The organism is Desulforhopalus singaporensis (assembly GCF_900104445.1).
Lineage (GTDB): Bacteria > Desulfobacterota > Desulfobulbia > Desulfobulbales > Desulfocapsaceae > Desulforhopalus_A > Desulforhopalus_A singaporensis.
In genome coordinates this window covers 147784-171495 of the sequence record NZ_FNJI01000008.1, presented here as the reverse complement: position 1 = coordinate 171495, position 23712 = coordinate 147784, and the positions used below count along the sequence as shown (strand labels likewise).

Annotated in this window: 21 protein-coding genes; 5 read left to right on the top strand and 16 right to left on the bottom strand. The window is 52.7% G+C overall.

Going from position 1 to position 23712, the window contains the following annotated elements:
* Positions 1-138: 138 nt before the first annotated feature.
* On the bottom strand, positions 139-765 hold the full coding sequence (locus tag BLQ17_RS07665; protein WP_092221490.1) for an MBL fold metallo-hydrolase: 627 nt from the start codon (positions 763-765) through the stop codon (positions 139-141).
* A 150-nt stretch (positions 766-915) separates the two neighbouring features.
* The gene (locus tag BLQ17_RS07660) at positions 916-1860 is read right to left on the bottom strand and encodes an Mrp/NBP35 family ATP-binding protein (protein WP_092221488.1); all 945 of its coding nucleotides are present in this window, start codon (positions 1858-1860) and stop codon (positions 916-918) included.
* Between the two features lie 314 nt (positions 1861-2174).
* On the opposite strand from BLQ17_RS07660, the gene ftsY reads away from it, so the two are divergent.
* From ftsY to BLQ17_RS07645, 3 genes are all read left to right on the top strand, one after another.
* A complete protein-coding gene (gene ftsY, locus BLQ17_RS07655) occupies positions 2175-3674 on the top strand; it encodes a signal recognition particle-docking protein FtsY (protein WP_092221486.1) in 1500 nt (499 codons plus the stop codon).
* A 22-nt stretch (positions 3675-3696) separates the two neighbouring features.
* On the top strand, positions 3697-4530 hold the full coding sequence (locus BLQ17_RS23405) for a DnaJ domain-containing protein (protein ID WP_092221484.1): 834 nt from the start codon (positions 3697-3699) through the stop codon (positions 4528-4530).
* An 88-nt stretch (positions 4531-4618) separates the two neighbouring features.
* Entirely contained in the window at positions 4619-5803 is a 1185-nt protein-coding gene (locus tag BLQ17_RS07645; RefSeq protein WP_092221482.1) for a pyridoxal phosphate-dependent aminotransferase, read from the top strand.
* A 103-nt stretch (positions 5804-5906) separates the two neighbouring features.
* Here BLQ17_RS07645 and der read toward each other — a convergent pair whose 3' ends face one another.
* From der to BLQ17_RS07575, 14 genes are all read right to left on the bottom strand, one after another.
* Positions 5907-7256, bottom strand: a complete 1350-nt coding sequence (gene der, locus BLQ17_RS07640; protein WP_092221479.1) for a ribosome biogenesis GTPase Der — start codon at positions 7254-7256, stop codon at positions 5907-5909.
* A 51-nt stretch (positions 7257-7307) separates the two neighbouring features.
* Entirely contained in the window at positions 7308-8420 is a 1113-nt protein-coding gene (locus BLQ17_RS07635) for an aminoglycoside phosphotransferase family protein (RefSeq protein ID WP_092221478.1), read from the bottom strand.
* A gap of 54 nt (positions 8421-8474) precedes the next feature.
* Positions 8475-9374, bottom strand: coding sequence for a nucleotidyltransferase family protein (locus BLQ17_RS07630; RefSeq protein ID WP_176761130.1), 900 nt, complete (start codon positions 9372-9374; stop codon positions 8475-8477).
* Between the two features lie 80 nt (positions 9375-9454).
* The gene (locus tag BLQ17_RS07625; RefSeq protein ID WP_176761129.1) at positions 9455-10294 is read right to left on the bottom strand and encodes an LpxI family protein; all 840 of its coding nucleotides are present in this window, start codon (positions 10292-10294) and stop codon (positions 9455-9457) included.
* A 176-nt stretch (positions 10295-10470) separates the two neighbouring features.
* Positions 10471-10944 carry a 3-hydroxyacyl-ACP dehydratase FabZ gene (fabZ, locus tag BLQ17_RS07620; protein ID WP_092221472.1) on the bottom strand — a complete coding sequence of 158 codons (474 nt, stop codon included), beginning with the start codon at positions 10942-10944 and terminating at the stop codon, positions 10471-10473.
* On the bottom strand, positions 10941-12014 hold the full coding sequence (lpxD, locus tag BLQ17_RS07615; RefSeq protein ID WP_092221470.1) for a UDP-3-O-(3-hydroxymyristoyl)glucosamine N-acyltransferase: 1074 nt from the start codon (positions 12012-12014) through the stop codon (positions 10941-10943). The genes fabZ and lpxD overlap by 4 nt, the downstream gene beginning before the upstream one ends.
* A 9-nt stretch (positions 12015-12023) precedes the next feature.
* Complete coding sequence (locus tag BLQ17_RS07610; RefSeq protein ID WP_092221468.1) at positions 12024-13190, bottom strand: exo-beta-N-acetylmuramidase NamZ family protein; 1167 nt, start codon at positions 13188-13190, stop codon at positions 12024-12026.
* Between the two features lie 143 nt (positions 13191-13333).
* Positions 13334-13876, bottom strand: a complete 543-nt coding sequence (locus BLQ17_RS07605) for a nitroreductase family protein (RefSeq protein WP_092221466.1) — start codon at positions 13874-13876, stop codon at positions 13334-13336.
* A gap of 43 nt (positions 13877-13919) precedes the next feature.
* A complete protein-coding gene (locus BLQ17_RS07600; RefSeq protein WP_092221464.1) occupies positions 13920-15077 on the bottom strand; it encodes an acyl-CoA dehydrogenase family protein in 1158 nt (385 codons plus the stop codon).
* Positions 15078-15103: 26 nt separating this feature from the next.
* On the bottom strand, positions 15104-15880 hold the full coding sequence (locus BLQ17_RS07595) for an enoyl-CoA hydratase-related protein (RefSeq protein ID WP_092221462.1): 777 nt from the start codon (positions 15878-15880) through the stop codon (positions 15104-15106).
* Between the two features lie 83 nt (positions 15881-15963).
* A complete protein-coding gene (locus BLQ17_RS07590) occupies positions 15964-16713 on the bottom strand; it encodes a DUF6125 family protein (RefSeq protein WP_092221460.1) in 750 nt (249 codons plus the stop codon).
* A gap of 33 nt (positions 16714-16746) precedes the next feature.
* Positions 16747-17961 (bottom strand): M24 family metallopeptidase, encoded by a 1215-nt coding sequence (locus BLQ17_RS07585; RefSeq protein ID WP_092221458.1) that lies wholly within the window; start codon positions 17959-17961, stop codon positions 16747-16749.
* Positions 17962-17993: 32 nt separating this feature from the next.
* Positions 17994-18842, bottom strand: coding sequence for a 3-hydroxybutyryl-CoA dehydrogenase (locus BLQ17_RS07580; RefSeq protein ID WP_092221456.1), 849 nt, complete (start codon positions 18840-18842; stop codon positions 17994-17996).
* Between the two features lie 23 nt (positions 18843-18865).
* Positions 18866-20041 (bottom strand): acetyl-CoA C-acetyltransferase, encoded by a 1176-nt coding sequence (locus tag BLQ17_RS07575; RefSeq protein WP_092221542.1) that lies wholly within the window; start codon positions 20039-20041, stop codon positions 18866-18868.
* A gap of 569 nt (positions 20042-20610) precedes the next feature.
* On the opposite strand from BLQ17_RS07575, the gene BLQ17_RS07570 reads away from it, so the two are divergent.
* Positions 20611-22380 carry an acetate--CoA ligase gene (locus tag BLQ17_RS07570; RefSeq protein ID WP_092221454.1) on the top strand — a complete coding sequence of 590 codons (1770 nt, stop codon included), beginning with the start codon at positions 20611-20613 and terminating at the stop codon, positions 22378-22380.
* Between the two features lie 147 nt (positions 22381-22527).
* Positions 22528-23673, top strand: a complete 1146-nt coding sequence (locus tag BLQ17_RS07565; RefSeq protein WP_092221452.1) for an acyl-CoA dehydrogenase — start codon at positions 22528-22530, stop codon at positions 23671-23673.
* The last annotated feature ends 39 nt before the right edge of the window (positions 23674-23712 follow it).

Here is a 23712-nt window from a genome sequence, read left to right as displayed (position 1 = left end):
GTTCACTGATTAATGAAAGCCCATCTGTAATCATCCGCACTGCGCCCGGCAGCGAGCCCGGAGATGGTCCCTCCCCTGTTGTTTCCTGTTTACAGGGATGGCGGAAAAATCTTTTATTTTCCAGACAACCAGCGGAGTCTACAGAAAGGGGTTGCTCCTTTTCTCGACACCGATGGTAGACTTCAGGCCGCCATAACCGTGACCCGGCCATACATTGGTGTCTTCCGGCAGCACCAGAAGCTTGTTGCGGATGGAATCGAGCAGCTGCTGATGGGAGCCGCCGGGGAAATCAGTCCGTCCTATGCCGCCGGCAAAAAGAGTGTCCCCGGTGATAACATCGGAGCCGTTGAGCAGACACATTCCGCCGGGGGTGTGTCCGGGGGTGTGAATCACCTTGAGAGTGACGTTGCCTATTTCGATAACATCGCCCTCTGCAACCTTGATGTCGGTCGGAGGAGAAGGTTCAAGGCCGAGCATGGAAAAATATTTTCTGGCATCGTCGCTTTCAAAAAACTCGGCATCCTTTTCATGCATGATTATCTTGGCACCGGTCGCTTCCTGTATCCTGCGGTTACCGCATACATGGTCCGGATGGCCATGGGTGGCAATGATATACTTTACCTTCACACCCAGTTTTTCAACTTCCTCCAGAATTTGCTCCTCATTTCCTCCAGGATCAACGACCGCACCGATCTTCGTCTCTTCACAGGCCACTATATAACAGCAGACTGCCATCGACCCCACCATGAGCTGTTGTAGTATCATAATCTCGCTTTATTCTAGTTGGTATGAGTTGCAAAAGGCCGGTGAAATGATTCACCAGCCTTTTTGATTGTTACAATAGTGGCGCTGCGCCGTTGTTTGTCAGCAACTTTCGCCAACTCCCGGCAACAGTACCGATCCGCTGTGGAAAAATCAGTTGGATCCTGACGAACAGCTTCCACCGCTGCATGCACAGGAGCTTGTCGCGGTGCTGGCCATCTGCAGCGGGACCGGTTCGGCAACCGGCGGGAGTCTCAGTTCAACTGATTTCACCACCTTGCCGAAGGCTGTTATCGCCGGACTGTCAGCGTCCGAAGATAGATAAGGCTTGCCGTCGTCCCCGGCCATGACCACCTTCGGATCCATGGGGATCCTGCCAAGGAAGGGAAGCTCGAGGTCGCGGGCGAGCTGCTCGCCGCCGCCGGACTTGAAGATATCCACTGTTTCGTTGCAGTGGGGGCAGACAAAACCGGACATGTTTTCTATAACGCCGGCAATCTCCACCTTGACCGTCTTACAGAAGTTGATAGATTTCCTCACATCGGCCAGAGCGACCTGCTGCGGGGTGGTCACTACCACCGCTTTGACATTGGGAATGGTCTGTGCCACGGAGAGCGGTTCGTCGCCGGTCCCCGGGGGAGCATCGATCACCAGGTAGTCGAGTTCACCCCAGTCCATATCCGATACAAACTGCCTGATAGCCTGAATTTTGAGGGGACCGCGCCAGATAATCGCTTCATCGCGATCACGCATCATATATTCCAGGGAGACCACCTTGAGGTTGTCGCTGTATTTGAGAGGCGGCACCAGCCCGCCCTCGGTGGCGGGCGGCTCTATCGTACCCTTGAGGTCAAGCATTCTTACCACATCCGGCCCATGGATATCGACATCCATCAGCCCGACCTGGTATCCCTGCTTGGCCAGGCCCAGCGCAAGATTCACGGACACGGTGGATTTTCCTACACCGCCTTTACCCGACATTACAAGGATTTTATTTTTAATTTTTCCAAGGGATTTTTTTATTGCCAGTTCCTGTTGCGCAGCGGCAGCTTGTTGCGCCTCTGCAGTACCACAGGATCCTCCACAAGATCCAGCCATTTCCGGTCCTCCTAAAAATTGTAATCTAAACAGCTATAAACGGGGCAGTTCGGTAAAGCGGTCTTGCCGTTGTCCACCTGCCCGAACGAACAAAATATATAACACGAGATCGAACATCCTGTACAGTAATGCCGTTGGCCGGAAATGCAAATACTTTCATCGCAGTTTTACCTGTGATAAAAGAGTATCTGCGCGGCCTGTTCGTTGCGTGGTTACAGTTATTGTTGCTTTCTTTATTGTTGGATCGTAATATACAGGATTTGCCAGGCCTTCAACCCTTTCCCTTTTTGACGAAAACTACTCAGGAATTCAACATGTTAGGTTGGTTTAAGAAAAAATTCACCAAGAAAGAACCACAACAGGAACCTCTGGTCGCCGAAGAAACACCCCTCGAATCTTCCGAAGATATAGAAAAAATCGAGCCGGCGGAAGAAACAGCGGCCGGTGTGCAGACAACGGTTGATCAGGCTCACCAGGAGGTGGCTGAAGTCGAGCCCCCCTCTGTCGGCCAGCAGCAGCCACCACCGGATGATGGTGCTGCCGAGGAAACCGTAGAAACCGCGGTAACCGAGGTAGAAGAGGAGGAACAGGAACAAGGGGTTGGCCTCGATACGGCTTTGCCTGAAGAAGAGGTCGTCGTCGCCCAAACGGAGAGTGCCGAAACAGCGGCGGCAGAAGAAGAAGTCGGGGAACAGCCAGACCAGCAGCAAGATGAGGATGTTACACCGGCTGAACCGGTGCAGCAGCAGACTCAGGAAGCTCCTGTCAAGCCACACACCGATCCGGTACCAAAGCCCCGGGTCTCACCGCAATTTCCCGCCAAGAGCGCTGATGCACAGAAGCAGGAGGGTGGACCAGGAAGCAGCAAACAAAAGACGTCGCTTTTTTCAAGACTCACCCAGCGGCTCGGCAAGACCAGGGAATCGCTTACCTACCAGATGGACGCCCTGTTCCTCGGCAAAAAAGAGATCGACGGGGTAATGCTCGACGATCTTGAGGAGATCCTGATAACGGCCGATATCGGTGTAAACACCGCCATGGAGTTGATCGAGGAGGCAAGGCGCAAGGTCAAGCGCAAGGAGTTATCCGACCCCAGCGCCCTCAAAGAGCTGCTGAAAAAACAGATCCGGGCCTTTATCCTCGAAAACGACGAGGACGCTGCGCTGGTTATGCCAGAGCAGGGCCCCTTTGTCATAATGGTCATCGGTGTCAACGGCGTCGGCAAAACCACCACCATCGGCAAGATAGCCAACAAGTTTATCCAGTCCGGAAGCTCGGTGATGCTGGTTGCGGGTGATACATTCCGTGCGGCAGCTGTCTCCCAGCTGAAGATCTGGGGAGAGAGGAACAACGTTCCGGTGATAGCGCACAAGGAAGGGGCCGACCCCTCCTCGGTGGTCTTCGACGCACTCGGTATTGCCCAGAGCAAAAATGTCGACGTCGTCCTCGTTGATACCGCGGGGAGGATGCATACCAAGGACAACCTCATGGAGGAGCTGAAAAAGATAAAACGGGTAATGAACAAAAAACTTCCCGGCTCCCCCCACGAAATAATGCTGGTGATAGACGCGACCACCGGCCAGAACGGCATATCCCAGGCTCGTCTTTTCAATGATGCCGTGGGGGTAACCGGCCTTACCCTCACCAAACTCGACGGTACCTCCAAAGGAGGCATTGTCGCCAATATCTGTCGCGAGATGAAAATTCCCATTCGCTTTATCGGAATCGGCGAACAGATGGACGATTTGCGTGACTTTGATGCCGGTGATTTCGTCGACGCGCTGTTTGCCGATACAAATCAACAGTCACGATAAACCACTACCTCTCTGACCGATTATGCAATACCAACGACAACAGCAGCCCGGTTGCGGCGGATGTCTGCTTATTCTGCTTCTTATCATATTTCTCACCGGCGGAGCTCCGGCGCTGATCTCTTTCCTCGGCACCCTTCTTTACACCGGTTTTTTCGGTATCCTTCTGCTTTTTGCGATGTTCTGGGGCTTCAGTTACTGGCTGCAGAAAAAAGTTGCCACCTACGAACAATCGCAGACGGAAAGCCACAACAGGTTCGTGTGGCTGCTGGTGCAGATCCTTATCCATACCGCGAAAATAGACGGCCAGATTACCAGGGCCGAGGTACAGACCATCCACCGTTTTTTCCAGACCAACCTGAGATATAATCAGACCCAGATGGCCTGGGTAAAGGAACTTATCAAGGAAGCGGCACAGGCCGAACAGTCGCTTGACGCCCTGCTGCATGAATTCAAATCCACCTTTACCTATGAGCCCAGGCTTATCCTTCTCGAACTCGTCTATCAGATACTCTACACCAAAACGGAGGTTCCGGAATACGAGCTCAATATCGCCAGGTATATTGCCGATTATCTCGATATCTCCTCGTACGACCAGAAGACCGTCGAGGCCAAATACCGATACCACCAGCAGTACCGCAGCTATGGTGCTGCAGATTCGAGCGCCAAACATTATGCCAGCCTGGGACTCGAGAAGGGCGCAACGTTTGAAGAGATTAAAAAGGCGTATCGCAAGCTGAGCATGCAGTACCACCCCGACAAGGTCAGCCACCTGGGTGAAGAATTCAAGAAAGTGGCGGAAGAAAAGATGAAGGAAATCAACGCAGCTTACGATTATTTTAAAAAGAACTCGCAATAAGCAGGGACATTACCGGCCGCCGATCACCTGGTACGGTGACCCAGAACCGGGTAATGTTCCGAGCGACAATAGACATCAAGGAGATACCATGCCTGTTTCAGATAAGATGAAATCATACGCGGAAAAATCGTCCTGGATCCGCAAGATGTTTGAAGAAGGGGCCAAGATGAAAGCCGAACACGGCGCGGAAAATGTGTTCGATTTCAGTCTTGGCAACCCGGACGCCCCCCCGCCAGAGGAATTCAACAAGGTTATCCTCGAAGCGGTAACGGACACCAGCCCCGGCGTGCATTCCTACATGCCAAACGGCGGATACCCCTGGGTCCGTGAGGCTATCGCCGCACGGATGTCGGCGGAACAGCAGACCGATATCAGCCACGGAGATATGCTCATGACCTGCGGGGCGGCCGGAGGGCTGAACGTGGTCATGAAGGCAATCCTGAATCCGGGAGACGAGGTGATTGTGCTCGCGCCCTATTTCGTGGAATACGGCTTTTATATCGATAACCACGGAGGCGTCACCAGGGTTGTGTCAACGGACAACAACTTCAACCTCGACTTCGAGGCCATCGACAGGGCCGTTTGCGAAAAGACGAAGGCGATCATCATCAACTCCCCCAACAACCCCTCCGGACAGATCTACCCCGAGGGTGACCTTGACAGGCTGGGACAACTGCTGAGGGACAAGTCCGCCGCTCATAATACCACTATTTTCATGATAGCCGACGAGCCGTATCGCAAGATCACCTTTGACAACCATGCGGTCCCGCCGGTTTTCAAATCGTATACCGACGCAATCGTGGTATCTTCCTACTCCAAGGACCTCTCCCTGCCGGGGGAACGAATCGGCTATCTCGCGGTACATCCTGATATCAAGGATAAACAGCAGCTTCTCGACGCAATGACCCTTGCCAACAGGATTCTCGGCTTCGTCAACGCCCCCGCGCTGATGCAGAGAGTGGTGGCCGAACTCCAGGACGCAACCGTCGACACCTCCATATACGCCAGGAGAAAAGAACTGATCTGCAATATCCTAAGGGATGCTGGTTTTCATTTTACCGAACCCAAGGGCGCTTTCTATGTCTTCCCCGAGACACCGATCAAGGATGACGTCAAATTTGTGGCATTACTGCAAAACGAGCGGATCCTTGCTGTTCCCGGCAGCGGTTTCGGTGCGCCCGGCTATATGAGGATCGCTTTCTGCGTCCCCGACAAGGTAATCGAAAATTCTGCGGAAGGCTTTAAAAACGCTGTAAAAAAAGCAACAAGATAGTATTGTCTGTGGCCGGTTGACCGGCCACAGGCTTTCGTTTACCGGGCCCTGGAGGGAGTGTTCTCTCCAGGGCCCGGTAAAAATCTTAGAACCCCGGGATCGATTATTTCTTCTTGCGCTGTGCCGTCTTGTCCTTGAACAGGATCCGGATAGGCACCTTATCGAGACCGAGTCCTTCGCGAAACCTGTTAATCAGGTATCTCTCGTAGGAAAAATGCACCCCCTTGGAAGAATTGGTCATGATGACGAATTTGGGCGGGCAGGTTCCGACCTGTGCAGTGTAGTAAAATTTGAGCCGCTTATTCTTGTAAATTGGAGGCGAGTGCTGTTCCGTCGCATCCTGTAACAGCCTGTTGAGTGCCGAGGTGGGAAATGTGGCATTGTACTGGCGAAAAACGGAACCGATGGTAGGAAACATCAGCTTGATACCGTATCCGGTAAGGGCCGACACTTTCAGCAGCGGGGCAAACCCGACAAACGGCAGCAGTCTGCCTATTTCTGCCATCACCTCTTCCTGCCTCTTCCGGTCGTTTTCAATCAGGTCCCATTTGTTTACCAGAACGATAAGCCCTCTCCCCTCATCCAGCACATAACCTATAACCTTGGTATCCTGTTCGGTGATGCCCTCTTCCGCATCGAGCAACACCACGGCCACATCGCACCTGTTCATCGCCGCAAGCGACTTGAGGATCGAGAATTTTTCCAGTTTTTCCTTCGTCTTGCCTTTACGCCGAATCCCAGCGGTATCGATAAAGAGATAGTTGTAGTTGCCTCGGGAAACCAGGGTGTCGACGCTGTCCCGGGTGGTGCCGCTGATATCGGAGACAACCATCCGCTCTTCACCGAGAATCTTGTTGATCATCGATGACTTGCCGACATTGGGTCTGCCGAAAAACGCTACTTTTATAGTCCCTTCGGGCAGATCAAGATCGATAGCCTCTGCAGGCATTGTTTCGCAGAGACCGTCCATGAAACTCTTGAACCCGTAGTTGTGTTCCGCTGAGAGCGGCCATAATTTATCAATGCCGAGCTCATAGAACTGTGACACCAGCTCCAGCTCGTTTTCAGGGCTGTCCACCTTGTTGACAATATGGAAAACCGGTTTTTCGGTACGGCGCAGCAGCTCGACCACCTCCCAGTCGGCAGGGGTCACGCCCTGTTTGCCGTCCAGCAGGAACAGGACTATATCAGCCTCTTCTATCGCCGCCAGCGCCTGTTCTTTGATGTGGTGCACCAGCAAATCTTCGGGATTGTCATCTATTCCGCCGGTATCGACCAGGACAAAACTTTTATTCTCCCAGGTAACGCGATCATAATGGCGATCGCGGGTGACGCCCGGGGTAGGATCCACCAACGCCTTGCGGGATTTGGTTATCCGATTGAAGAGCGTTGATTTTCCCACATTGGGACGACCAACAAGGGCAACGATGGGAAGTTTTTCTGAAGTAGACATAACGGTTTTGTATTCTTTTTGTAATGGTATGGGCGCAGCGACTGTTACGTGTCAGATGATCTTGCGGGCCTGCTGCAGGGCCGTATCTGTTGTTTTTTTCAAAATGGGAAAATCAGCGAAACAACTTTCTTCAAGTCTCGTTGCAAGCATTGCCAGCGAGGGTAAGATAAATTCTTTAAAAAACGGTTTGCGCCGCTTTGAGTAGAGAAAAGAGAACGCACCGACGATCTGCATGTTTCTCTGCAGGGCCAGATACTGATAGTGCCCAAGAAACTGACTGTCGTCCATCGGCTCCAGAAGGCCTGCGAAAAAGCAGTATCTTTCAACCAGACGTTGCTCGATCTCGGGCGACAACCGACAATAGGGATCAATCAGCAGGGAGGCCACATCATACCCCAGGGGGCCAAGCCGTCCGCCCTGGAAATCGATGAAGACCGGGTCGCCGTTTTTCAGCATTATGTTTCTCGACTGGCAGTCGCGATGGAGAAAATAATGTCCAGGCGCCTGTGACGCCCGTCTTGCTATTTCCCTGAATTCCAGGTCGATCCCGCAGACTTTGCCGTTTCCGAGAAGATCCTGCCAGCAGGCGCGATAAAAATATCCTGATTCCTTTTCAATCATCAGGTCTGCGTCATATTTTCCGCCCTGCCAGCACCAGTTGGAATCAAAGCCCCTGCCGCCAATAATCTGAAGTCTTGCAAGCTGCTCCAGCACCTGCTCATATTTGGCAATAAGTTCCTCCTGGCCTGCCGCCCCCTCCCCGTCCTTTCTCCTGGCGAAATCGTACAGACGGGTCTGGCCAAGGTCCTCTACCACCACAATACCACTCTGCCGGTCCCAGCAGTAACTCTGGGGTACGGCGGCTCCTCGTTGCCCCAGGTGACGGCCGATCCTCCATGTCGATTCGGCTTCTGCAAGACTTTCACCATCGATTTTTCCAGGCGCCACAATCACCGCACTTGTTACCCTGGACCGATCAGTTCCGGCGGGCTCTCCTGTTGCCACCCGGAAAAAACGCCTGGTCGAACCGTCCGGGATCAGGAGGGTACAGTTATCCGGGGAAAAAAGCCGTGTCACCGCCGATTGCGGCAACAACTTGGCTTTACTGAACTGTTGCGCGGCTGTCTGCAGAATTTTCGTGTCTATAGCCGATATCACTTGCACTTTTTTACCATGACGCCTGGCCTGGAAAACATGTCCGGAGCGGTTCGCCGGACTTCAGTTTTCGCCCGCAACATCCCCTGAAATTATCGTATCAACAAGCTTTATCCCCGCAGGAATCGACACATCGTCCCAGACGACGACCCGTTCCAGCAGGCTGTCGCCAAGGATTTCCGCCTTGCCTACCGACACCCATCCGGACATGGCGACCCGCTCTGCTAACTTCGCATCCCCATCGATACAGTAAGGGTGAGAAACCTCCCCCAGCTCAGCCCAGCGATCCACTTTGCCTGTCAGCAGGTCGTGGTGCAGCTGCAGGTAATCTCCCACCGTTCCCATATCGGTCCAGTAACAGTGATCGACACGATAGCACCTGATATCAAGGCCTGCCTGGAGCAGTTTTCGGTAGTGATCTATTATGCATGAAAACCGGTCTAACTCTATATTTTCCAGCAGCACCGGGTCAACCACATGCAGGCCGGTAAAGGCGAGTTGCCGACCATTTTGGGTGTTGTTGAACCCCACCACCCTGCCCTGGTTCACCATAACCCCGTTAAACCTTGGATAATCATGCATCGCCAGGGTAATCCCCGGTTCATTGCTGCAGTGATCGCGGTACATTTCACCAAGATTTACGGTGTGATAAATATCTCCGTTGACGACCAGAAGCGGTTCGTCTCGCATATGCCGGAGCGCTTTGCGCATTCCGCCTCCGGTGCCGAGCAGGATTTCCTCCTCCTGCACCACCACCCCCTCGGTCGCCGACAACGCTTCTACTATCTGGCTGCGCAGGTGATGACAGTTTACAATGATATGATCGAAACCGAAATTTTTCAACCGGGCAACCAGCACCGGCAGCAGAGGCTTGTTGAGGATGGGAAAAAGCGGTTTGGGCCGAACAGCACTATGCGGGAGAAGTCTGGTCCCCAGTCCGGCTGCCAGTATCATTGCCTGCATTTGCGTCCTGTCTCCATGGCTACCAGGGTTTCGGACCGGTAACATATCCTCCCGATCCTTCCCGTCCGCTCGCTTTTTTCTTAACCGATCTCCAGGGTGCCGTCATCGCGTTCGACCACTCCCACAACCACTATGCCGGCCCTGTCCGCCTCTTTTATCATCTCCTCGCGGTCGAAGACAAGGGACTGTCCCGCTTCCACGGCAAGCACCGACCCCTTGACACGGGCCAGGGTCTGGACGGTGGCCAGTCCGGTTGCCGGAAGATCGAAACGAAAGTCCTGTCCCGGCTTTCTCACCTTGACCACCACCGCTTTTTCACCGGCAAGTTTACCTCCGCGAAGAATTGTCTTGTCGGTACCCTCAATGGCCTCCACGGCAAGAACCGTGCAATCCCTTACAACGACACACTGACCTATATCGAGCCGACCTATCTCCCGGGCATTGTACCACCCGAACTCTATATCCCTGCGCTGGGCCTTGTTTGGTCTGGCCTTGGTCAGCACCCCCGGAGGAAACAACAGGTGTTCGAGATAGGTCGTCGACTCAAGCACCATAATACCTTCGCTTTCAAGAAGGTTTGCAATTGCGCGCAGAATAGCATCATCCTGCTTTCTGTCAATTTTATTCCACAACGCAAGAGCCTTGAGATCGGGCAGTACATCCCTGAAGATTCTCGTTTTGGTGATGGTCCCCAGAAATACTGTTTCCGCAACCCCTTCCTTTTTAAAAAAAGAGATCAGCCGGCCAAGCTGGCCAAGCTTTACCCAGCATACAGCATCGGCGGCATCGGCGACCTGCTGGCTGGTTTCCCCCTTATGGGCGACAACGACCACCCTCCTGTTTTCCCTCTTGGCAGCCTCAATAAAATTCAGGGGGAATTGTCCTCCCCCGGCAATTATGCCGATATTTTCTCTATCCACGTCTTTGGTCTGCACCCAGATAATTCATAAAAAATCAATCAAATACGTAAAGTACCCCGTCTGCTGTCAACCGCATGATCAGTCTCCTGGCTTTTTAAAAACCGTTATGCGCTTAACGGGAAAAAGACCTGCAACATCGCTGCAGGCCTCTTTCTCTTTCTTACAACGGGTATGGCTCAACTCCTGCCGCCGGGGTCTGGGGAGAAGGTGGCCATCAACTCGGCTTCTGCGACAACCTTGTCGTCAACGCTTGCCCGTGCCGACATTGAGGTGATATTTCGTTTCTGCCTGAGCATGTTCAGGGTAAATATAAGCTGGTCCCCCGGAACCACCGGCTGCCTGAACCGTGCTTTATCGATCCCGGCGAAGAAGAGCAGTTTCTTGCCTATTGCTTCCGGATTTGCATAAAACGCCATGATCCCGCCTACCTGGGCCATCCCTTCAAGGATCAGTACGCCCGGCATGATAGGCCTTTGCGGAAAGTGCCCCTGAAAAAAAGGTTCATTGATCGTCACATTCTTTAATCCGACAATTTCCTTGCCTAAATCAAGGGACAGGATTCTATCCACCATCACAAAAGGATACCGGTGTGGAAGCAGGTCCAATATCCCCAGAATGTCTATTTTTTCCGGAATAACAATCTCACTCATTTGCCGCTCTCTCCTTTATTGTCTTCTCCATCTACTGATCCCTGTAATTGCTTGATTGCCTTACTGTTTTTACGCACAGCAGCCTGTAAGGCGGGAAGTTTGTTAAACACTGCGCTGGCCTTGGCCCACTGCTTGAAATCGATCGCCGGGGTCCCGCCGAGAAGGGCGCCGTCGGGCTGATCGTTATGGACCGCTCCCCGGCCGGCAATCATCACCCGGTCACCGATGTGAATATGCCCCGACGAGGCTGACTGACCGCCCATGACAACGTTTCGTCCCAACGTCGTCGAACCGGCAATCCCGGTCTGGGCCACCAGCAAACAGTTCTCTCCGACAACGACATTGTGAGCGACATGAACCAGGTTATCGATCTTGCCCCCGGCCTTGATGTGGGTCTCGCCGTAAGCTGCGCGATCGATGCAGGCGTTTGCGCCGATCTCTACGTCGTCGCCGATCCTTACGATTCCGGTCTGCGGCCTCTTGACGTGTTCTCCTTTTTCGTCGGTCGCGTACCCGTAGCCGTCACTGCCCACCACAGTCCCTGAATGTATCGACACCCTGTTGCCGATAACGCATTCTTTATAGACAGTCACATTGGCATGGATCACGGTGTCGTCGCCGATGGACACATTATCTCCTATCACGGCACCGGACTCGATCAGCACCCGTTCGCCGATCGTCACATTGTCGCCGATCACGGCCATCGGCGCCACGGTCACTTCCTTGCCAAGCCGGCTCCCCTCCCCGACAAAAGCCCGAGGATGGACGCCTTTGGCGACAAAAGGTTTTTCCAGAAAATAATTGTGAATGAGTGCCACCGCCAGATAAGGATTGCGCACCTGGATAAGTATTTTCCCGAACGCTTCCTCCACATCGTGCGGCACGATGACCGTATCAAACTCTTTGTCGGCCAGCAGGGAGAGCCTTTTCTTGTCCGCAAGAAAAGTCACATCATCGAGGCCTGCTGTCTCGATTGGCGCAAACCCGGTGATTTTCTTTGCGCCGTTGCCAACTACCCGCCCGCCGACCAGGTCCGCGAGCGCTTCAACCGTAATCTCTTTCTGATCCATGTTTCCCTGTCAGTAAAGGTAATAGCCGGCGCGCATCTCTTCGAACTCATCCAGCTCTTTTTGCCAGGTCTGTTCTATCTGTTCAACCGGTTTTCCCTGTTCCAGCAATTTACGAACCGCACCGTCGCCTAAAATGAGGTCCATCGGCAACCGTTCATACTCATATTCATATGGAGGTTGTTTGTACTCAAACTTATCGGGAAAGGCAAGAAAAGCCGCCTGAAACAGTGCAAGTGAAGTACGATACGGCATAAAATTCTCTTGATCTGTAACACAGATCTGAAAACCGCAGCACGTTTGGTGCGCCCATTTCCCTGATGTCGGCTCGAATACGACGTCTCTTAAGACACAGCCGGGGAGCTCGTTTTGTTTCAATCGGTCTTTTATCGCCTCATGGTTCCAGTAAGGCGCTCCCACCAGTTCAAAAGGCTGGGTAGTCCCCCTTGCCTCGGAGATGTGGGTTCCCTCCCAGATTACCTGGCCGGGATAGACCAGAGCGGTTTCAGGCGTAGGCATATTGGGAGAGGGAGCAAGCCATGGGAAGCCAGTATCCCGGAACAACCGGCTCCGGTCCCAGCCTTCAAGCTCCACAACGTCGAGCTCGACACCGATGCGGTACTCCTTGTTCAACATGAGGGCAAGTTCCCCAAGGGTGAGCCCGTGCCGCATTGGCAGTGGATAGAGCCCGACAAACGAACTCCACTGGGGTTTGAGCAGATTCCCTTCCGCCTTTGTTCCGCCGATGGGGTTGGGCCTGTCCAGAATTACAACCCTTTTACCCAGCTCCGCGGCCGCCTGCATGCAGTAGGCCATGGTATGCATGAAGGTGTAGACTCTGGTACCGACATCCATCAAGTCGATGAGCAGCACATCAAGATGCGCCAGCATCTCCGGGGTCGGCTTGCGGTGCTCTCCGTAAAGGCTGAAGATCGGCAGGCCGGTGACAGCGTCTACTGCGTGGCCGGACTCGATCATGTTGTCCTGCTTCTCCGCGAAAAACCCGTGCTGGGGCGAGAACAGGCAGGTCAGCCGGTCGCCGTATTTCTTCTTGAGCAGGACTCGTCCATGCACAAACCGGTGATCGGTCGAGGCATGGTTCGACAGGTACCCTGTTTTTTGTCCCTTTAAAAAGTCGTCTCCCCTTTCGAGAAGACGTTCAAGGCCGACCTGAAGCATAGTGTTTACAATGAAAAATTAAAAAAAACGGGTAGCTTGAAGGTGGTTTCAAACTACCCGGCTCGCTCTGTAGATGAGGTATCTTACTTGCGGATAGGGAAAAAGTCAAAAACTAGGTGATTTCCGTATCAAAATGCTACTTTTTATTTCCCGGAAAAAGTGTCGTAATGAACGAAATCATCGAGTTCCCTTCTTTTCGGCGGAGTTGGCTTGTGGTCGGGATAACCGACGGGGATAAGAGAGACCAGCTTGTATTCACCGGGAATTTCAAGGAGTCGTTCGGCTTTTTCATGGTCAAAGGAGCCGACAATAACCGATCCCAAGCCAAGCTCCCAGGCTTTCAGGCAGATATTTTGACTGACTATGCCTAAATCGTAGAGGAACCACTGGTCATACCGGGTAACCTGTACACCTTTATAAAATCCGGATCGCAGCGGATTGCCGCATACGGCAAAGACAACAGTTGCCTTACCGGTGCACAGCGTCGCCGGATTTTTTTCACTGAGCAGCCCGGCCAGCTTTGCTATCTTTTCCCTATCCCTTACCACTATCAGTTCCTGGCACTGCATGTTTCCCCAGGTCGGCGCCATCTGCGCAGCTTTCAGGATTGAGGTTATTTTCTGCTGTTCCACCTCTTTATCCTGAAATCTCCTGACGCTTCTCCTGGTGCTGAAAATATCGTCCATAATACTTTTCCCGTTTATTTATACGTCAAAAGTTTTTAAACATTCAGGAGAAACTGCTCAGAATCTCCCTGGCAATTATCATCCTCTGGATCTCGCTTGTCCCCTCGTAAATGGAGGTGATCCTGACATCGCGGGCAAAACGTTCTATCGGGTAATCCCTGGTGTAACCGTAGCCGCCATACATCTGCAGCGCCTCATAGCACGCCCTGTTGGCGGCTTCGGAGGCAAACATCTTGGCCATAGACGCTTCCTTGGCAAACCGTCGCCCTCTATCTTTTTTAAACGCGGCATTGTACAGCAGCAGTCGTGCCGCCTCAAGCTCGGTATAGCAGTCGGCGATCTTCCACTGAATTGCCTGAAACTCGCTTATCCTTCTGTCAAACTGCTTTCGCTCAAGAGTGTATTGCGTAGCCATATCCATGGCCGCCAGCCCGAGTCCAAGCGCGAGCGAGCCGATGCCTATCCGGCCGCCGGCAAGCTCCGTCACCGCCACCCGGAACCCGTCGTTGAGTTGGCCCATGAGGGCGTCTTTTGGTACCCGGCAGTCCTGGAAGATGATCTCGTTGGTGGGCGAGCCGTGCTGCCCCATCTTCTCTTCCTTTTTGCCGACGACAAACCCCTCCGTTTCCGGTTCCACCAGAAACAGGCTGATCCCTTTTCCCTTTGGGGCAGCAGGATCGGTGACGGCCCAGACAACAAAGACCCCGGCAAAGGAACCGCTGGTGATAAAGATCTTCGAGCCGTTGATCACCCAGTCATCACCGTCACGGACTGCGGTGGTAGTCATCCCGGCCGGATCAGATCCGGCACCGGACTCAGTGAGGGCAAAGGCCCCCGCCAGATATTCCCCGCTGCAGATTTTCGGGATATATTTTTCTTTTTGTTGTTCAGAACCAAGCGCCTGAATGACCTCGTTGACCATATTGTTGACAGATACGGTAACGGCGGTCGAGGCACAACCTCTGGCTATCTCGGTCATGGCGATACTAAACGCCACCGCTCCCGCTTCCGAGCCGCCATACTGGTCCTTGACATTCAGGCCCATAAAGCCAAGCTCGGCGAGCTTTTTCAGGTTTTCCAAGAAGAGTTCCTTGTTTTCTCCCCTGTCGAGATCCGCTGCTGCAGGCGCAAGTTCTGCCAGGGCGAATTCCCTGGCCGTATCCTGAATAAGTTTCTGTTCTTCTGTAAGATCAAGATCCATAGCTTCTCCAATGCGATAGCCGCAAATTAGAACTTGGGTGAACGTTTCTCCAAAAAGGCCGACATCCCTTCTTGCTGCTCCTCGTCGGCAAAGCACAGGGCAAAGAGATCAGTTTCATAAGCGCAGCCGCGGTTAAGATCCATCTCCATGCCGTTGTTTACCGACTCCTTGCACAAACGCACCGCACCGGGTCCTCTTGAAGCTATCATCGCGGCAAGTTTCATACTCTCTTCCATCAGCTGCTCTTGGGGATACACTCTGTTGACCAGCCCGATCCTTTCCGCTTCCGCGCTATCTATCATCTTGCCGCTGAAAAGCAACTCATTCGCAAGGCCCTTACCGATCAGGCGAGGCAGGCGCTGGGTACCGCCAAATCCCGGAATTACCCCAAGGTTTACTTCCGGTTGCCCGAATTTGGCATTGTCGCTGGCATAGCGGATATCGCAGGAAATGGCGAGCTCGCAGCCACCGCCGAGCGCGAAACCGTTTACCGCGGCAATCACGGGCTGAGGAAGATTTTCAACCATCGCCATCACTTTATGCCCGAGGGAGGCGAAGGTTTTGCCCCCGGCAGGATCGAGCGGCTGCATGTAGGAGATATCCGCGCCGGCGACAAAGGATTTCTCCCCGCTTCCGGTGATAATGACACTTCTGATACCAGCGGTATTGAGAGCGACTTCCGCCAGACAGCTCTGCAGTTCCAGCAGCGTCTGCTTATTCAAGGCGTTGAGCGCCTTCGGTCTGTTGATTGTAATCTTTGCAATCCCGTCAGATTGTTCGAACACGATATTCTCAAAAGCCATTTTTTCTCCTTTTCCTGATAAGTGTTAAAAGTTGGTATCCAGCTGAATTGCGGGCGTTGAAATGCACCTGTCTTCAGTCGTATTTATTCCTCTTCCATGGAAAACTTCCAGGCGCAGTACCACTCGTCCGGATGTTGGTCCGGAGGACATCCGATGCAGCTGGTCTTGATTCTCGGGTCAATCGTCTTGGCAAAATAGCTGTACTCGACAAGCCCTGCCGACTTGCACGGATAATCGGCGAGCCCTTTTCTTTTTCTCGCATCCTGGACGCGGCATCTGTTCATTTGAAACACAAAACTGTTTTCTTGTTCCTCAACTATCGACTGGGTGTTGATGCATTCATATATCCGAAAGCCAAGCGCTTTCTTCAATCCCTCAAGCCCCGGTTTCGGGCCGAGCTCGAGAAGGTTTTTGATGCAGCCGGCCTCAACCGGGGAGAACTGGGCCCAGCATGAATCATTGCACCGCTTCGCCTCGTTCATTCCCTCGGCAAACTCCACCGTCTGGAACCAGACTCCGTCATTTACCAGCCAGTTCTTTGCCAGCCTGCTCTTTAGCTCAACTAATTTTTCCTCGTCAAGGTCCAGCAGAAAAGAGGGAATCCCGTCTTCCAGGGAGAATCCCAGCAGATCACCAAGATGCTTCAACTGGATCTGCAAACTTTTTTTCGAGGCCCTGTCAAGCAGTTCCATCGCCCGGTCGCTCCCCATCTGATGCTTGACCTCGGCATACCACAACCCGTGATGGAGTACGAGACGGTGAAACAGGTCGACGATGAATTCTGCTATCTCTTTCTTGTTGAGTTCACCTGCACTTTGGGCACCGGTTTCCATGATTCCCCCTTTTATGATTTTCTGTCAGAGATTTTATTTCAGAACTTTTATGTCATCGGGAAACTGTGTGAGAGTCTCCAGTCCGTTTCCGGTCACAACATGTGTATTCTCTATCCCGACCACCCCCTTGCCGGGGTATATCGCTTTGGGTTCAAGAGCAATGACCATTCCCTCTTCAAGGGCCATTTTCTGCCCTTTGGCAATAAAGGGAAACTCGTCCAGTTCAAGCCCTACGCCGTGACCTGTAAACCGGATCTTGCGCTGGCCAAAGCCCATGAAATGATCTCCTACTTTTTTTTCGGCGGCGAAGGCGACCATCTCCTCGTACAACTCTCCGGTCAGCACCCCCGGCCTGGCAAGATTTTTTATTCTGTTTTGCAGCTGTACCATTGCCTCATGAGCCCGGCAGAGCTCCTCGTCGATTTTTCCAAGGGAAAAAATCCTTGTGTGATCCGAGAGATATCCATCAAGGGCAAACACATAATCGACCAGAACCGGCTGATTCTCCTTTATCCTGGCAAACCCGGCTCCCTGGCCGATGACCGAACTCACCCCCCTGCCTCCTGTGGGCGAAGCGAGATAACTCGGCACCGCCGCCGAATCTCCGCACATGAGATGGCCGTAGAACAGCTCGTTGTTGAACATGCGCATTCTCACCACCCCCTGATGACCGAGACTGCGGCAGTAGCCCTCCAGTTGGCCTGCCAGGGCTACTTCTGTCATCCCAGCCTGCAGACAGGTCTCGACATGGGCGGCCACCTTGTCGGAGAGCTCCGCTGCCTTTCGTATCTTGTCTATTTCATAGGGTGATTTGATCGCTCTGGTCAACCTTATTTCAAGGGATATATCCTCTATTTTGCTGTCTGTAAAAATTGTATTGTACTGGAAATATAAGGCTGCGGGCAAAACGTCAAGTTCCATCCCCAGCTTTTCAGGAAGCGGACAGCCATATTCGCCAAGCACCGAAGGTATCTTTTTGGTTCCGGATATCGAGACGATTCTCTCAACTGTTGACTCCTGGCAGGCACGGTCGTAATCCTTGAATATCATGAGCAGCGGCTGCCCCTCGGCAGGGACGTACAGCCATCCCTGCTGTGAAGTTCCCGCGAAATAGTACAAATCCGTTTTTTCGACGATAAGCGCTCCCCCCAGCCCTTTACTGCAGAGGGTTTTCTGGAGTTTTGCCGTTCTTGAATCGAGTTCAGGTTTCGGTACCGTAGCTGTTACCGGTTGCCCCGCGATGTGCATGGACTTTACCTCTTGGTTGTTTCAGGTTCGTCTTAATAGGTGTAGAATCCCCTGCCGCTTTTGCGGCCAAGCCATCCGGCCTCGACGTATTTGCGCAGAAGCGGGCAAGGCCTGTACTTCGAATCCTTGAACCCGTCATACAGGGTCTCCATGATCGCCAGACAGGTATCCAGTCCGATCAGATCCGCCAGGGCCAGCGGCCCCATGGGATGATTCATGCCGAGCTTCATTACCGTATCTATATCTTCGGCCTTTCCGACACTCTGATAGAGGCAGAAAATGGCCTCGTTGATCATCGGCATCAGGATGCGATTGGCGATAAACCCTGGAAAATCGTTGGCCTCGGCCGGAGTCTTGCCAAATTTCTCACACAGTTCCCAGGTGATATCAAAGGTTTGTTCGCTGGTAGCGATACCTTTGATCACCTCAACCAGCTTCATCACCGGCACCGGATTCATGAAATGCATGCCGATAACCTTTTCCGGCCGCGACGTTTGCGCGGCGATTCTGCCGATCGGGATCGAGGAGGTGTTGGTACCGAGAATTACATGGGCAGGGCATATCTTGTCGAGTTCCCGGAAGATATTGAATTTGAGATCCTCACGCTCAACCGCTGCTTCAACCACATAATCAACCGCCGCCATATCTTCAAGATTTGTCGTGATCTTGATCCTGCCGAGAATTTCATCTTTTTCGTCGGCGGATATTTTTCCCTTGGCAACAGACCTGGCAAGATTGTTCTCGATTGCAGCGAGTCCCCTGGCCGCAAATTCTTCCTTGATATCGCTCATTACAACGTTGAGTCCGCTGGACGCCGCGACCTGGGCGATACCGTTACCCATCTGCCCTGAACCGACAACGCCAAAAGTGGTAACCTTCATATTCTTTCTCCCTTCGTTTTACTTTATCTGTTCACTATCATGGCAACAGCTTCCCCGCCGCCGAGGCAGAGGGTAACCAGCCCTTTTTTTGCATCTCTTCGTTCCATTTCGTAAAGAATCGATACCAATAGCCGGGTGCCGCTGGCTCCGATGGGGTGACCGAGCGCTACCGCGCCGCCGTTGACATTTACCAGGGAAGTGTCAAGTTCAAGGACCTTGTTGATGGCTACGGAGGTACCGCTGAACGCCTCGTTTATCTCAAACAGGTCGACATCAGCCAGGGTCGCGCCCTCTTTCTGTAATACTTTGGGAATTGCATGAATGGGTGCCATCAACACATATTTCAGATCGATACCGGCCGATGCCTGGGCGCCTATCCTGGCCATGATCCGGCACCCGAGCTCCCTGGCCCTCTCCTCGCTCATCACCACTACCGCCCCGGCACCGTCACTGATTATCGAGGCATTTCCCGCCGTGCCGACGCCATCCTTTTTAAAAGCAGGACGCATCTTTGAAAGGCTCTCATAGGAGGTGGGCTGAGCGCATTCGTCGGTGTCAAAAATTTTCTGTTCCCCTTTTCTGCCGGGAACCTTCACGGGTACAATTTCATCCCTGAACGTCCCTCCACCAATTGCAGCAAGAGCCTTCTGATACGAGTTTTCAGCGAAACTGTCCTGTTGCTCTCTTGTTACATTCCACTTTTCGCAAATATATTCGTTGGCCATTCCCATATGGAAATCGTTGACGACATCCCACAATCCGTCGTGTACCATATGGTCCTCTATTTTTCCAGGGCCCATCCTGTGCCCCCACCTGGCCTTTTCCATATAATAGGGAGCACTGCTCATCGACTCCATCCCCCCGGCTACGACAACCTCGGCATCGCCACACTGAATTGCCTGGGCCGCCAGCATCACCGATTTCAGTCCGGAACCGCACACCTTGTTGACCGTGACCGCCCCCACATCCTGAGGAAGATCAGCCTTTATTGCCGCTTGTTTTGCCGGATTCTGGCCATACCCGCATGGCAGCACCATTCCCATGATACATTCATCAACGTCATTTTTGCCGATACCTGCCCTGCTGATCGCTTCATCGATAACCAGGGCTCCGAGATCGGTCGCTCCGATCTTGCTCAAGGTGCCGCCGAAACTTCCAAAAGGTGTTCGCACCCCACTGACTATTACTGCTGTTTTCATGAGTATCCTCGCTGTTTTGAGATTTCTGGTAGATTCGAAATGACGTCGCATGGGCCTGTTGCGGTCCGGTGACATTTATCGTCACCATTTCAAGGTGTTATTCACATCCGTCAAAAACCGACCAAGCGCTCAATCACACCCTCTATGGTTACTCAGCATACTGCTTTTGTCAATAACTTTTAACCGCCTTAACCAACTTGAATTTTGCCCATCGCCCCCCGGCCATTTATCCGCCATTGTGGAGAGAGCAAAGCTTCTTTCATAGCAATATATACCTTCAAACGATACAATATTAAACACTTATATGAATATAACGGCTGTGGCCGCAGCCCCATACCCCGACATTTCTTCAGCCGATTTTAAAAAATCCTTTGACAAACATAAATATTTATTATCTTATTTAATCATCAACCGATCGAGCGCTCAGTTTTATTGTTTTGCGTGGATGGTCAGCCTTGATTTCCTACCAATTTTTTGACTTTAAACTGGCAAAGTTCACAGACAATCAGGGCTGAGCAAGGAAGCACCGCTTGAAATCACTTTCAAATCTGAACCGTAAGGAGTCACTCATGAGCATGCAAAATCTGTATCGGGAAGTTATGGACATCAACATGATGGCAGATGATGATCGCAAAAAAGACGCAGCCAAAGCTTTTTTCGAGAAACTCAACTTCATGGAGCTTCCTGAACACTTCAATTGGGCAGAAGAAATTTTTGAGGGACTTCACGTCAAAGAAAGAGCTGACAAAACCGCTCTTGTCTGGGCGGATACGGAAACAGGTGAGAGCAAATCGTTCACCTATCAGGAATTCTGCTTCCGGGCCAATCAATGTCTCAATAGTCTGAGAAACAAGAATGTGGCCAAGGGTGACAACATGTACATGATGGTGCCCATCGTTCCGGAGACCTGGTTCGCCAGCCTTGCCTGCGTCAAGGGTGGTCTCGTTGCGGTGCCGACCGCTACCACCATGACTGTGAGAGAGCTTGAATTCCGGTTTGAAACCTACCCGCCCGATTCTATCGTTGCCGACGCCATCTACACCGACATAATAGACGAAGCGCTTCAGGCAAAAAACGTTGCACCGAAGATCAAGATTGTCCTCGGGGACAAAGAGGGCTGGACAAGCTACGACGACCTCTCGGGTGAATCGGTGGAAGCCGAGGCGGCAAAAACCAGGTCGGACGATCTGCTTTTCTGCTTTTTCACCTCAGGTACCACGGGGCTTCCCAAGAGGGTCGGACATACCGCCACCTCCTACCCGCTCGGCCATCTGTCCACTTCCGTCATGACCGGCATAAGGACCGACGACATCCATCACAACCTGGGCGCGCCCGGCTGGGCCAAGTGGGCCTGGTCAAGTTTTTTCGCGCCTCTCAACGTCGGCGCCACCGCTTCCGGATTCAATTTCAAGGTGCTTGACGGAGATAAATATCTCACCCAGATAACCACCCACAAGATCTCTACCTTCTGTGCGCCCCCCACCGCCTGGAGAATGTTCATCAACCTTGACACCTCCAAGTTCGACTTCTCCGCGCTGCGCCAGTCTATAGGTGCCGGCGAACCTCTCAACCCCGAAGTCATTTCCAGGTGGAGGGAGTTGACCGGAACCGAGATCAGGGATTTTTACGGCCAGACCGAATCCACAGCAATGATCGGCAACCATCCCTGGATGAATGGCAAGATGCGCTCCGGCTCCTTCGGCCAGCCTTCCTTCCTGTATGACGTCGCCCTTGTTGACGACGACGGCAAGGAAATTACCGTCGCCGACGAGCCCGGTCATATCGTAGTTAAGCTTGATAAATGGCGTGCCATAGGGCTGTTTACCGAATATATCGGCAACCCCGAAAAGATGGCGGGTGTTTTTGTTGACAATTATTACTACACCGGCGACCGGGCGTCCCGCGATGAAGACGGGTACTGGTGGTTTGTAGGAAGAAGCGATGATGTCATCAAGTCTTCGGATTTTCGTATCGGCCCGTTTGAGGTCGAAAGCGCCCTGCTCGAACATGACGCCGTCGCCGAATCGGCGATCGTCGGCGTACCCGACGAAAAGAGGCACCAGCTGGTAAAAGCCTTTGTCATCTTAAAACATGGGGTGGAGCCGTCACCGGATCTGGCAAAAGAGTTATTCCAGCATACCATCGACATCCTTGCCAAATTCAAGATCCCGCGGATCATTGAATTCGTACCGGAGGTCCCCAAGACCTTGTCCGGCAAAATCCGCCGGGTGGAACTGCGGCAACAGGAAATAGACAGAAAGGCCAAGGGTGACGGCGGCGAGCGCCAGGAATACTTCTACTGGGATTTTCCTGAACTGAGCTCCAAGAAGAAACAGTAATCGATCCATAACCCGGCAGGGGGAGTTCTTTTATCCCCTTGCCGGCCAATTGACCCGGTCCGGAATTTTGGCGCCGATGACAATCGAAAGAGAGATTCCGGCGGTCAGAGCAAACACGAGAATAATATAGCTTTTCTGGAGAAAGAAATGATTTTTGAACTGACTGAGGAACAGAATCTCATTAAAGAGATGGTTCGAGAATTCGCTGAAGAAGAAATTGCTCCGACAGCCAAGATTCGCGATGAAGAAGAACGTTTTGACAGGCCCCTGATGTTCGACCGACTTGGGGAGCTGGGTCTGACCGGTATTGTTTTTCCCGAAAAATACGGTGGTGCCGGAGCCGATTATCTGAGCTACGCAATCGCCGTCGAGGAACTTTCAAGAGTGTGCGCGTCGACAGGGGTAACCCTTTCCGCCCATCTGTCCTTATGCGCCAATCCCATCTACCTGTTCGGTACCGAGGAACAGAAACAGAAATACCTGACCCCGCTTGCAGCAGGCGAGAAACTGGGCGCTTTCGGCCTCACCGAACCTTCCGCCGGTACCGATGCCGGCGGTACCAAGACCACTGCAAGAAAGGAAAACGGCTCCTGGATTATCAACGGTACCAAGATTTTTATCACCAACGCCGGTGATGCGGACACTTACGTGGTTTTTGCCAGAACGGACAAGGAGGCGCAAAAACATCACGGCATCAGCGCCTTTATCGTGGAAAAGGGCACCCCTGGATTTTCCTTTGGCAAAAAAGAGGAAAAACTTGGCATCAGGAGCTCACCGACCGTTGAGCTTATCTTTGAGAACTGCGCCGTCCCGGAGGCCAATCTCCTCGGAAACGAAGGAGAAGGGTTCAAGGTTGCCATGAAGACCCTTGATGGCGGCCGGATAGGAATAGCCTCACAGGCGCTGGGCATCGCCCAGGGCGCCTACGAAGCTGCGGTCGAATATGCCAAGGAGCGCAAACAGTTCGATACTCCGATAGCAAATTTCCAGGGTATCCAGTTCCAGCTTGCCGACATGGCTACCCAGATACAGGCGTCCAGGCTCCTGGTCTACCAGGCGGCTTACCTGGCAAGCAATGGAAAATCCTACTCCCAGGCATCGGCAATGGCCAAGCTGATGGCCAGTGAGACAGCAATGAAGGTGACAACCCAGGCGGTTCAGGTCCTGGGTGGATACGGATACACCCGCGACTTTCCAGTCGAGCGCATGATGCGCGATGCCAAGATAACCGAAATTTATGAAGGGACAAGCGAAGTACAGAGGATGGTGATCGGCAGTTCCATTACCAGGTAACTGCCAAATCCCGCGACTTTGTCAGGTTATCAATGCAAC

What these genes read in the sequence shown, in the direction of transcription:
- ftsY (WP_092221486.1), top strand. Translation starts at nt 2,175, where the DNA reads ATGTTAGGTTGGTTTAAGAAAAAATTCACCAAGAAAGAACCACAACAG.
- BLQ17_RS07645 (WP_092221482.1), top strand. Translation starts at nt 4,619, where the DNA reads ATGCCTGTTTCAGATAAGATGAAATCATACGCGGAAAAATCGTCCTGG.
- lpxD (WP_092221470.1), bottom strand. Translation starts at nt 12,014, where the DNA reads ATGGATCAGAAAGAGATTACGGTTGAAGCGCTCGCGGACCTGGTCGGC.
- BLQ17_RS07575 (WP_092221542.1), bottom strand. Translation starts at nt 20,041, where the DNA reads ATGAAAACAGCAGTAATAGTCAGTGGGGTGCGAACACCTTTTGGAAGT.
- BLQ17_RS07570 (WP_092221454.1), top strand. Translation starts at nt 20,611, where the DNA reads ATGAGCATGCAAAATCTGTATCGGGAAGTTATGGACATCAACATGATG.
- BLQ17_RS07565 (WP_092221452.1), top strand. Translation starts at nt 22,528, where the DNA reads ATGATTTTTGAACTGACTGAGGAACAGAATCTCATTAAAGAGATGGTT.
- BLQ17_RS07605 (WP_092221466.1), bottom strand. Translation starts at nt 13,876, where the DNA reads ATGGACGATATTTTCAGCACCAGGAGAAGCGTCAGGAGATTTCAGGAT.
- BLQ17_RS07580 (WP_092221456.1), bottom strand. Translation starts at nt 18,842, where the DNA reads ATGAAGGTTACCACTTTTGGCGTTGTCGGTTCAGGGCAGATGGGTAAC.
- BLQ17_RS07610 (WP_092221468.1), bottom strand. Translation starts at nt 13,190, where the DNA reads ATGCTTCAGGTCGGCCTTGAACGTCTTCTCGAAAGGGGAGACGACTTT.
- fabZ (WP_092221472.1), bottom strand. Translation starts at nt 10,944, where the DNA reads ATGAGTGAGATTGTTATTCCGGAAAAAATAGACATTCTGGGGATATTG.
- BLQ17_RS07585 (WP_092221458.1), bottom strand. Translation starts at nt 17,961, where the DNA reads ATGCACATCGCGGGGCAACCGGTAACAGCTACGGTACCGAAACCTGAA.
- BLQ17_RS23405 (WP_092221484.1), top strand. Translation starts at nt 3,697, where the DNA reads ATGCAATACCAACGACAACAGCAGCCCGGTTGCGGCGGATGTCTGCTT.
- BLQ17_RS07595 (WP_092221462.1), bottom strand. Translation starts at nt 15,880, where the DNA reads ATGGCTTTTGAGAATATCGTGTTCGAACAATCTGACGGGATTGCAAAG.
- BLQ17_RS07600 (WP_092221464.1), bottom strand. Translation starts at nt 15,077, where the DNA reads ATGGATCTTGATCTTACAGAAGAACAGAAACTTATTCAGGATACGGCC.
- BLQ17_RS07660 (WP_092221488.1), bottom strand. Translation starts at nt 1,860, where the DNA reads ATGGCTGGATCTTGTGGAGGATCCTGTGGTACTGCAGAGGCGCAACAA.
- BLQ17_RS07630 (WP_176761130.1), bottom strand. Translation starts at nt 9,374, where the DNA reads ATGCAGGCAATGATACTGGCAGCCGGACTGGGGACCAGACTTCTCCCG.
- der (WP_092221479.1), bottom strand. Translation starts at nt 7,256, where the DNA reads ATGTCTACTTCAGAAAAACTTCCCATCGTTGCCCTTGTTGGTCGTCCC.
- BLQ17_RS07590 (WP_092221460.1), bottom strand. Translation starts at nt 16,713, where the DNA reads ATGGAAACCGGTGCCCAAAGTGCAGGTGAACTCAACAAGAAAGAGATA.
- BLQ17_RS07665 (WP_092221490.1), bottom strand. Translation starts at nt 765, where the DNA reads ATGATACTACAACAGCTCATGGTGGGGTCGATGGCAGTCTGCTGTTAT.